Origin of the sequence: Massilimicrobiota sp. An80 (genome assembly GCF_002159255.1) — a bacterium.
Classification (GTDB): Bacteria; Bacillota_I; Bacilli_A; order Erysipelotrichales; family Coprobacillaceae; genus Allocoprobacillus; species Allocoprobacillus merdigallinarum.
The window spans coordinates 1-10,261 of the sequence record NZ_NFHI01000067.1 but is presented as its reverse complement, the minus strand read 5'-3'; the positions used below and the strand labels follow the sequence as shown (position 1 = coordinate 10,261).

11 protein-coding genes and 2 pseudogenes are annotated in these 10,261 nt (G+C 30.2%); 6 read left to right on the top strand and 7 right to left on the bottom strand.

The window, feature by feature from the left end; all coding sequences use genetic code 11:
* Positions 1–983: 983 nt before the first annotated feature.
* From B5G32_RS12640 to B5G32_RS12630, 3 genes are all read left to right on the top strand, one after another.
* Positions 984–1,208 (top strand): hypothetical protein, encoded by a 225-nt coding sequence (locus B5G32_RS12640; RefSeq protein WP_087246096.1) that lies wholly within the window; start codon positions 984–986, stop codon positions 1,206–1,208.
* Positions 1,209–1,235: 27 nt separating this feature from the next.
* Positions 1,236–1,721: a hypothetical protein gene (locus B5G32_RS12635; protein WP_087246094.1), complete on the top strand. Its 486-nt coding sequence runs from the start codon at positions 1,236–1,238 to the stop codon at positions 1,719–1,721.
* A 75-nt stretch (positions 1,722–1,796) separates the two neighbouring features.
* Positions 1,797–2,606: a DNA adenine methylase gene (locus tag B5G32_RS12630; RefSeq protein WP_087936851.1), complete on the top strand. Its 810-nt coding sequence runs from the start codon at positions 1,797–1,799 to the stop codon at positions 2,604–2,606.
* A gap of 62 nt (positions 2,607–2,668) precedes the next feature.
* On the opposite strand, the pseudogene B5G32_RS12625 reads toward B5G32_RS12630, so the two are convergent.
* A pseudogene (locus B5G32_RS12625) lies at positions 2,669–2,896 on the bottom strand (transposase domain-containing protein); the annotation flags it as partial.
* Positions 2,897–3,006: 110 nt separating this feature from the next.
* Between B5G32_RS12625 and B5G32_RS12620 the strand changes: the two are divergent.
* Genes B5G32_RS12620 through B5G32_RS12610 form a run of 3 tightly spaced genes read left to right on the top strand, consistent with a single transcriptional unit; the run spans position 3,007 to position 6,149 of the window.
* Positions 3,007–4,203 carry a tyrosine-type recombinase/integrase gene (locus B5G32_RS12620; protein ID WP_158094027.1) on the top strand — a complete coding sequence of 399 codons (1,197 nt, stop codon included), beginning with the start codon at positions 3,007–3,009 and terminating at the stop codon, positions 4,201–4,203.
* Entirely contained in the window at positions 4,196–5,143 is a 948-nt protein-coding gene (locus B5G32_RS12615) for a tyrosine-type recombinase/integrase (protein WP_087936849.1), read from the top strand. The genes B5G32_RS12620 and B5G32_RS12615 overlap by 8 nt, the downstream gene beginning before the upstream one ends.
* Positions 5,136–6,149, top strand: coding sequence for a tyrosine-type recombinase/integrase (locus tag B5G32_RS12610; RefSeq protein WP_087936848.1), 1,014 nt, complete (start codon positions 5,136–5,138; stop codon positions 6,147–6,149). Before B5G32_RS12615 ends, B5G32_RS12610 begins: the two co-directional genes overlap by 8 nt.
* A 51-nt stretch (positions 6,150–6,200) precedes the next feature.
* Here B5G32_RS12610 and tnpC read toward each other — a convergent pair whose 3' ends face one another.
* From tnpC to B5G32_RS12580, 6 genes and pseudogenes are all read right to left on the bottom strand, one after another.
* On the bottom strand, positions 6,201–7,661 hold the full coding sequence (tnpC, locus tag B5G32_RS12605) for an IS66 family transposase (protein WP_158094026.1): 1,461 nt from the start codon (positions 7,659–7,661) through the stop codon (positions 6,201–6,203).
* Between the two features lie 68 nt (positions 7,662–7,729).
* Complete coding sequence (tnpB, locus tag B5G32_RS12600; protein ID WP_087304254.1) at positions 7,730–8,086, bottom strand: IS66 family insertion sequence element accessory protein TnpB; 357 nt, start codon at positions 8,084–8,086, stop codon at positions 7,730–7,732.
* On the bottom strand, positions 8,083–8,418 hold the full coding sequence (gene tnpA / locus B5G32_RS12595; protein ID WP_087304253.1) for an IS66 family insertion sequence element accessory protein TnpA: 336 nt from the start codon (positions 8,416–8,418) through the stop codon (positions 8,083–8,085). Before tnpA ends, tnpB begins: the two co-directional genes overlap by 4 nt.
* 233 nt (positions 8,419–8,651) lie before the next feature.
* Positions 8,652–9,329, bottom strand: coding sequence for an HAD family hydrolase (locus tag B5G32_RS12590; protein ID WP_087246090.1), 678 nt, complete (start codon positions 9,327–9,329; stop codon positions 8,652–8,654).
* Between the two features lie 48 nt (positions 9,330–9,377).
* On the bottom strand, positions 9,378–10,013 hold the full coding sequence (locus tag B5G32_RS12585) for an HAD family hydrolase (protein ID WP_087246088.1): 636 nt from the start codon (positions 10,011–10,013) through the stop codon (positions 9,378–9,380).
* Positions 10,013–10,261: pseudogene (locus B5G32_RS12580) on the bottom strand (SIS domain-containing protein); the annotation flags it as partial. The pseudogene B5G32_RS12580 and the gene B5G32_RS12585, both read right to left, overlap by 1 nt.

Here is a 10,261-nt window from a genome sequence, read left to right as displayed (position 1 = left end):
ATGTCTTCTTGACTCTTTCTTTTTTCCTATCTTTATTGACGTGTTTACTGTTCAGTTTTCAATGTCCCTGTGCCCTCTCGTCGAGTGCTCATCTATAATACCATCTATCCTCTACCTTTGCAAGTCTTTTTTTACTTTTTTTCGTTTTTTTTATTCATAGTTAGACAAAGGAAACACTATAAATTCAATTTTCCTTTTTATAATCAACAAAAAATGATATTTTATAGTTTAAAATTTTTTATAATCACTATTAAAATATAAAATATTTCTTTTTGTTTAACTTTATTAATACAACTTTAAATAACTTTATTCTTCTTTTTTATACATATAGTATAAAATTATATCTCAAATAATCTTATGAACTTTCAATAAATTACTATATTATTTATACGAATAACATGTTTCTTACATGATATCAAATACTATACTAGAATTTTCATAGCCTACATACACACATTTAATCGAAAATTATTAACATGAATCAATCGATATCATTTCTCAATATTATATTTTGATATCTTTTACTTTTTTAAAATATCAAAAAATGGCTAACAGTGGCTATTTGATATAATTTTTTGTTCAAAAATATAAAAAAACCGCTTAAAATCAATGTTTTTAGCGGTTATTGTTTTCTTTGGTGGAGGCGGCGGGATTATGCCCCTACCCCTATAATGAACATTAAAATGACTAAAAACCGCATATTTCCGTGTAGTTTTGATTAGTTTTATTGACTAGTTTTTAGTATTTTTCATTTTTTTCTTCTCACAATCTTCTCACAAACACTTGTTGTTATCAATAAAAAATTGGTTATATTTTTTGCCCAGTTTTTTTGCATTACAAAGAGGTCCAAACTATTTTTTTTGATTGATTTTTTGTAAAATTGACAAATAGTCAACTTTCTATTTTTGTTAAAATACCATGATATAATTTGGTTGTAGAAAATTTCTACGACGAAAATATATCAATTATATGGAGGTAAAAAAATGAAAAAATTATATGTAGTAAATATCAGAGAATCGTTCGTCATCAATTTAGGAATTATGGCAGAAAGCGAAGAGGAAGCGGAAGAAAAAGCAACGCAACTGTTCGCCGATGGAAAATATGAAAAAGAATTCTTCGAATCAAGTCACGGCGTAGAAATAAATCTTGTTAGTTCAGAGACAGCCGAATTCCTTATAGATGAAGGGATGGTTATCATTCACGAATAATAAAAAATAAATCAGGAGGTAACAGATATGAAATATACATTAAATATTGATAAAAGATTTAACAAAGCAATTAAAGAATTTATGAAAAAGCATGAAGATTGTGAAAGGGAAGTCACAGGTGAAAAATTCTCTTACACCTTCCAACCTGACAACTATGGAATAGAGATTACAGTCAGATGCGAGTCATGTGGAGATGAACTTCACTTGATGGAATACTACGACAGAGAGATGGTTGGAGATATCGAAGAGAGTGATACAGTCATCTTCTCTGATGATTCAGAAAATCGTGAAGGAGTATCCTTCACGATTGATGATTCAAAGTCAGAAGAATTCAAAGAGTTCTTCCAAGAACATTCAAAATGCAGAGCGAGCTCGACAGGAGGAAGATATGCATACACCTTCATCCCAAGCTACTACAGCATGAGAATACTCATCGAGTGCTGCTGCGAAGATGTCTTGGACATCATGGAATACAATGAGCCATTTACTGAATCACAATACATCAATGATTAATAAAGACTATAAAACGAAAAATATATAAACGTAAATTTCGTATTTCAAAAATTCAAATACGAAGGGAGGTAATAAATGAACAATAAGAAACAAGAACAAAAATTAAATCCTGTGGTAAAATGGGCAGGCGGAAAAAGACAATTATTGGATGAAATCACTGAAATGATTCCAGACAATTACACAGAATACATAGAACCTTTTCTAGGTGGAGGTGCGGTCCTATTCGGATCGCATCCAGAAAAGGCCGTCATCAATGACTGCAATGAAGAACTTATGAATGTATACAAGGTTATCAGAGACAACCCTGATGAATTAATCAAGGCTCTTGAAAACCATTCAAAGAATAATTCTTCAGATTATTTCTACAAGGTAAGAGCATATGACAGAGACGAAAGCATCTACAATGCCATGACAGATATCGAAAAGGCAGCAAGAACTCTCTATCTCAACAAGACATGCTACAATGGATTATACAGAGTCAACAAGTCAGGACAATTCAATACACCATATGGCAAATACAAAAATCCAAACATCACAAATGAAAAAGCCATCAGAGAAATATCAAAATACCTTAATGATAATAATATCGAAATCAGAAGTGGTGATTACAAAAATATCCTAGATGATGCCAACGAAGGAAGCTTTGTCTATATGGACCCACCTTATATGCCTATATCAAATTCATCTGCCTTTGCTGGATATACATCTGATGGATTCAATGCTGAAAGACAAGCTGAACTTAAAGAAGCTTGTGATGAATTGGACAAAAAAGGTGTCAGATTCCTTCAATCAAATTCAGACTGTGAATACATTCGTGAATTGTATAAGGACTATAATATGAGAGTAGTCAGAGCAAAAAGAAATATCAATTGTGAATCAAAGTAAGCGCCAAATAATAAAGTGTATTTAAAAAAGTCGATTAAACTGATAAGATAATGAAGATCAATTTAGTCGACTTTTATTTCAAATTCCTCTTTTATTTCTTCACTCCATGGTAAGAACCAATCTATTTTCTCTGGATGTTCAATTAAATCTTGTTGTGGTAAATAATCGAGGATAAATTCTATATAGCCATATGGATCCAGCTTGTTGGCTTTAGCTGTTTCGATTAGACTATATATTGCTGCACTTGCTTCGGCCCCTTTTGTTGATGTTGAAAATAACCAATTTTTTCTTTTATGTGCTACAGAACATAAAAGAAATTATGTGCTGAACTTATTTATGTGCTGTTAACATATTTAATTTATTATTTATCCTATAAAGGAACATGAGGAGGATAAATAATATGAATACGTTACAGTTACAGAAGTTCAGTACTTTTTTATGCAAAAACAACTATAAGCTGCATACCATTGAGCTCTATTCAAAAAGTTTAATTGAATTTAAACCAACACCACAAGATTCTATCAGTCAATTGTACAAAGAGATACTTGAGTTTGAAAAAAGGAATAAAGCAAATTTAAGTAAAGCTTTGTTTAATAACTTACGTGCAGCTCTTCGTTTGTATTTTCTTATGGAAACAGGTATGACTTTCAAAACTTACAAGAGTTCTTTAGTACTTCCCAATGATAATTTTCAAAACAATTTATTGAAACGTTTTTACCAGTATTCTATAGAATTCAAAAAAATATCTAAAAACACAGTAATATCAGAGTGTCATCATATTCGTGAATTTCTTGATATATATCCGGTAAATTCAAATGATGATTTAAGTTCAATATCTGTTTATGATATTCGCAATTATGTAAGCAATCATATGCGAACGCTAAAGCCTTCAACTAAAGGAAGATATATAACTTCCATTAGAAATTTTTTTAGATATTTAGAATACGAAAACATCACAATTGATAAAGCTATTATTGGATTGCCTCTTACAATAGCTAATTGGAATAATAAGATTCCAATTGTTTTATCAGAAGACGAGGAATCAAGGCTTAGAAATTTTTATAAGAGTAACGATACACATGATGTAAGAAATAAACTTATTATTTTACTGCAGTTGGATTTAGGATTACGCTCATCAGAGATACCGAAACTACAGCTAAATAATATACATTGGTCTACAGGAAGTATTCTAGTTTCAGATACGAAAACCAATCATAACAGGGAAATTCCTATGACTACAGAAATTGGAAGTCTTCTAGAAAATTATGTTATGTATTTTAGAGGGAAAACTTCTAATTGTTCATTGTTTTTATCTTTAAACCCAAGAAAGAAAAATCAAAGTATTGATACTGAAGATGTCAGACGCGTAGTAAGACATGCAATGAAAAAAGAAAAAATTGTTGGCTATTGGAAAGGTACGCATGCGTTAAGGAGGACAGCTGCCTCAAAGTTGTATAATTCTAAAGTTGGATTAAAAGTAACCGCTGATATTCTAGGACATGAATCACTAGATTCAACTGTTCATTATGTGAAGGTTGATTTTGAGACTATGAAAAGTATAACAACACCTTGGCCTGGAGGTGATTTGAATGCTTGAAACCAATCGAATATCAGAGCTATTGGAATCTTATATAGAGTATAAACATAGCCTAGGATTTGAGATCAAACAAGAGATAAGTGTATTGAGAAATTTTCAAAGATATACATTGGAAAAAGATTATACAGGAGCATTAACAAAGAATATCGTTTTAGAATGGATTTCCTCTGGCAATCAAAAATATAAAACAATGGGAAGAAAAATTGAAGTTTTAAGACCGTTTATGAAATACAGTTCATTTTTCGATTCTAAAACAGAAGTTATTTATGGAAATATTTATCCAAATGTACATGCAAGACCAGTTCCATATATAATCAGCGAACATGAAACTCTTCTTCTTATGGAAGAATGTAAAAACTTATATTCACCTGATGGCATAAGATCACAAACAATAAAAACAGTTATTGGTTTACTATGGTCTACCGGACTTAGACCATCTGAAGCCACGCAGTTAAAAATTCAGGATGTTGATACAACAAACAATCTTATTCATATAAAAAATACAAAATATAATAGTGAACGAAAAATTCCAATTGATCCAACTGTATCCATTGAAATTGAGAAATATAAAGACTTTATATTCAAAAAGATTGGATACAAATTGGAAAATGATCCTTTATTTTATACAACAGGTGGAAAAGCATTAAGTCAACAATCCATGGCTTATGCTTTTAAAATCATAAGAAAATGTCTTAATGCACATCCTCTAGGCTATGATCATGTTCGATTATATGATTTCAGACATACCATGGCTTGCAGAACTATTAAAAAGTGGCTACTCAACAAGGAAAATGTCAATAACAGTTTATTTATTCTATCAGTTTATATGGGACATAAGAAACCTGAAGATACCTATTGGTATTTGTCGGCTACTCCTGAACTTTTGAATATCGCTACTGAGAAATACGAAGAATATTTTGGAGGTTTTGATTATGAATAATAAAAATTCCTTTTCTTTTCAGTACTTGATTCAGTCATTTTTTCAACAAAGATTAATGCAACATAAAAAAGTATCTGGACAGACAATAAACAGTTATAGAGATACCTTTAAAATATACTTTGAATTTCTTATTGGAGAATATAATATTCAGCCTTCAGCAATTAATTTAGAACACTTAGATAGAGAACACATTCTAGAATTTTGTAAATATCTTGAAACAAGGAGAAAGAACTGTTCTTCAACAATTAATAATAGATTATCAGCAATACATTCATTTCTAAAATATGTATCTGAAATGTCACCAGATAATTCTTATCTGGTTTCTCAATCATTGGCAATACCATTTCAAAAGACAACCATAAAAACAATGGATTTCATTACTAAAGATGAATTTGATTCAATCATCTTATTATGTGATACAAATACAATGTTAGGTGCGCGAGATAAATTAATGTTTTTAATATTGTATAACACAGGATTGAGAGTATCAGAATTAATATCATTAAAATATTGTGACATTAATGACCTGGATATTCCAAATAGAACATGTTTAAAAATTTACGGAAAAGGTCGTAAAGAAAGGATAGTCCCACTATGGAAAACAACTTCACAGTATCTAAACAAATACATAGATAGATTTGGAATTAAAGATAATGATTACTTATTAATTGGAAAAAATGGCGAAAAACTTACACGATCAGGAGTGAGATTTAGAGTCGAAAAATATGTAAAAGAAGCAAGCAATACGTGTGATTCCTTGAAAAACAAAAATATATCAGCACATACATTTCGTCATTCAGTAGCAATGAATCTCTTGCAGGCGGGTGTTGACATATCTACAATCGCAATTTGGTTAGGACATTCCAGTATTTTAACAACACATAAATATATGGTGGCAGATATTGAATTGAAAAGAAAAGCTATGGAAAGAGTAAATACTTCAAGTGATTCAACAATGAATTATCAACCATCTGATGATATACTAGAATTTCTAAAAAATCTATAAAAAATTTTATGTGCTTAAGTAATAGGAAATTTGTATAAAAATAGTACATAATTACATTCTTAAGCACATAAATAAGTTCAGCACATAATTTCTTCCAACTGTAAACGGTCTGATTGTTCGTTCATCTAATGAATTGGTCATTGGTATTAGACCATCTTCTAAAAATGTGCGCAATCCTCCCTCATAATTTAAGGCATATTGTATTGCCTTTCCTGTTTTTGACCCTGATAATACTTTATTTTGATTATCAGTGCACCATAAAAAGAAGTCATCTACTAATGGCTTTGATCTTTCCTGACGTATTTTTATCTTTTGCTCAGGTGTTAATGTCTCAATCTCTTTTTCTATCACAAATAGTTTAGCTATTTTTTCAAGAGCTATATTTGCTAGGCTGCCTGATGTACTTTTCATATCTACTGGCAATGCATCATAGAACTTTCTTCTGGCATGTGCCCAACAGTATGCATTCGTTATGCCTTTTATATGGTTATATCCATAATATCCATCCGTAATGATGGTCCCATTAAATCCTTTCAAGAATTGCTGTGGATTCGTTGCTTTTCTATCAGGCTTATATTCAAATATTTTAATAGGTCGTTGACTTTCTTTGATATTTGAATATACCCACATATACGATTTAGAAGTCGATTTCTTTCTTGGTTCATTCAACACTTGGACCGGTGTTTCATCACAATGTATATGTGATTCCTGTACCATCATTTCATGCATCTTATTCACTATAGGAATGAAATATTCCTTAGCGGCAATGATAATCCAGTTGGCCATTGTTGTTCTAGATAGTTCTAGTCCTAATCGTTTCCATTCTGATTCTTGTCTATATAACGGCATATGATTAACATATTTATCTATGATGACTTGTGACAGTACACTTGGTGATGTAAATGAATGTGGAATAACCGGCTTAGGTGTTCCTGCTTTAAACATTACACCTTTGCCTTTTTTTCTACAGCTACGACATTCATAGGTTTTTCTATAAATATCTTTTACATATAATTTTGCTGGTTCATAAACGACTTCATGTCTTACAAGTTCTTCACCTACATAAGATAATTTAAAACCACATTCATCGCATATTCTTTCTCCTTCATCAATATCATAAACTTTTTTGACATGTTTAAGATTGTCCAATTTAATGTCGAGTGTACCTTTCTGTTTCTTTTTGGCTCTGGTATATGAAATATCTTCAAGCAGCTCTGGTTCACATTCATTTTCTGTTTCATCAAAAAGAGAAAGTTGATCTTTAGGATATGACATTTTCTCACTTTTAGTACCAAATAACTTTCTCTTTAAATAAGTATTTTCTTCACGTAAAAGATCATTATTATTTTTTAAATATTCATTGTCAGACTTTAGACTATCAATAGTATTGTTTAAAGATGCAATGATAGTATCTTGAGATGCAATCGTAGCTTTTAATTCCTCAATAGACTGTGATAGATCAGTGATTAATAAAGCTAAATCTTCAGCTGTATTTATTGTAGAATCCGCCATCAAAAGCACCTCCATTTCATGATTTTATTATACCACAAATAGGCATATACTTCTATGAAATGAAGGATTTACAATACAACTTGTGGATAACTCTTTTTAATGGTTTTAGGTTGTTCAATAGACAGTCCTTCAAGTAACCATCTGAATTGTTGAGGTGTGATTTCTCGAGCTTCAGATTCATTTCTGGGCCATTTGAATTTCCCATTTTCAAGTCTTTTATAAAGCAAGACAAATCCATCACCTTCCCAATACAGCGCCTTCATGATTCTTGAATTTCTTCCACAAAAAAGGAATACAGAATTAGAAAAGGGATCAAGATTAAAATTGTGTTGAACAATGGCAGATAAACCATCGATTTGTTTACGCATATCTGTATAGCCAACAGCTATGTAGATATGTTCAGCTTTTGAAATATCTCCAATCATAATAATGATTTCAAAAGAGGTTCAACAGATGAATAGGGAGTATTGGAATCAAGTTCTATTTTAATACCACCTTTGATAATCAATATTCTTTCATTATGACACTCCTGTTTGTCAACAGGGATAAAAGCAACCTCATTTTTAAGTTCAGTTTCATTGTTTATATGATCACACAAAATCATTTTAATCTTTTGCTGATATCTGTAATAAGTTGATACCTTAATATTGTTTCTTTCGCAAAAATCTTGAACAGACAAATCACTCTCTTTACATTCCTTGATTTTCAAATACCAGAACTTATATTTTTCATTTTGGGTTAATTCATGGATTGTCATATAGTCTCTCTTCCTTTCTTTATAATTCTTAGAGAATATAAAAACTATAATATAGTTTTGGTAGTCTCCATATTCCATATTATAGTTCATTGAGTTCTATATTTTTATCCACTATTTTATTTGGCGCTTACGAATCAAACGGAAGGAGTGCAGTAAACGAATTACTTATTTACAATTATTAAAAATAAAAAAAGAACTTTTTAAAAAAGTTCTTTTCTCCCTTGCATTTCTATCTAGAAATTGTCACTTGACAGTTCATATGTATTTTTTAGATAGTCAATTACTTCATTTAAATCATGTACTACTTTGAGTGTCAAACTATTAACACTATCATCATGAAAAACAAGATCAGGTACACATATGACAGGAATATGAGCATTGTAAGAGGCTAATATTCCATTTTGAGAATCTTCAAGAACTAGAGCTTCTAATGGGTTGATATGAAAATGTTTTAATACCTTTTTAAATATTTCTGGATTAGGTTTACTTTCTTTCACTTGATTTCCTGACATAATATAATCTATATATTGGTATGTTTGTGTTATTTTTAAGTATTTTCTAATAACACTCTCACTTGAAGAAGAAGCAATTGCTATCCGTATATTATTTTCTTTTAAATATTTTAAAAGATTATAAAGGCCTTCTTTAACTGGTAAACCATTCTCTAGTATATACTTTTCTTTATACTGAGTTGTTAATAAACTAATTTTTTCATTAGGAAAATCCTTCCCAAAATATTCTTTTAATGTTTTTTCATTAGCTTTCTTATTTCTTCCTAATAGTTGTAATCTAAATTCGTCTGTTATAACATACCCATATACTTTTGCTGCTTTTTTTAGACATTCTCCTACAATACGTTCACTATCAAACATTAATCCATCCATATCAAAAATAACACATTTTAATTTCATGATAACCCCTCCATTTTTGCAAAAATCCTATGAAATTTTCATAGGATTTTATAAATAGTCTATAACTTGTTCTATATCATCAATGATGATATTAGCTTGACTTTGATCTAATTGAAATTTTGTATCTCTTAGAGCTATAACATCTATTCCGGCATTCACTGCTGCTTGAATACCAGAGGGAGAATCCTCTATAATTATTGTTTCTTCTTTAGTTGAATTTAATTGCTTAAGACTATACAAATAGATTTCAGGATTTGGTTTACTTTCCTTAAAAGAATTTCCACTTGTAATGATTTGAAAATATTGTTTTAAATGAGATGTTGTTAATGCTTTATCAATCGTTTTTTCATTTGAGGAAGACGCTAATGCTATTTTATAACGATGACTATGTAAATATTTAAGTAGCAATTCTACGTGTGGATTAATAATACTCGTATAATCTCTATCTACTGTTTGATAGAATTCATTTAATAAAGCTTTTACTTCATATGGTGGTATTCGATGGTTCCACCAAGAATAAACAATATGATCAAAAACTTTACGATCAACACCAATGACTTTTCTACATTCTTCATATGTCAATATAATATTGTGTTGCTTATGAAATCTTATAAGTTCATCCATATACATTTTTTCACTGTCAAAGATAACACCATCCATGTCAAAAATAATTGTTGTTTTCATTAATAATCTAAAGCTTTATAATAACGTCTGATATCAATTGGATGACGTCTACAATGTTCTAAATGTACATTTAATCTCATAAATGCTGATCTCATCATGATTGGTGATAGGATTCCTCTAAATTCATCACTAATTCCATTGAGTTTATATTTCTTTGTATCAAAAACTGTGACCTTTGCACTCACTCTATGCACAAAGTTTTCTACTCTATCCATTTCTGGTCTTGTCTTATCTTCTCCCTTGATTAA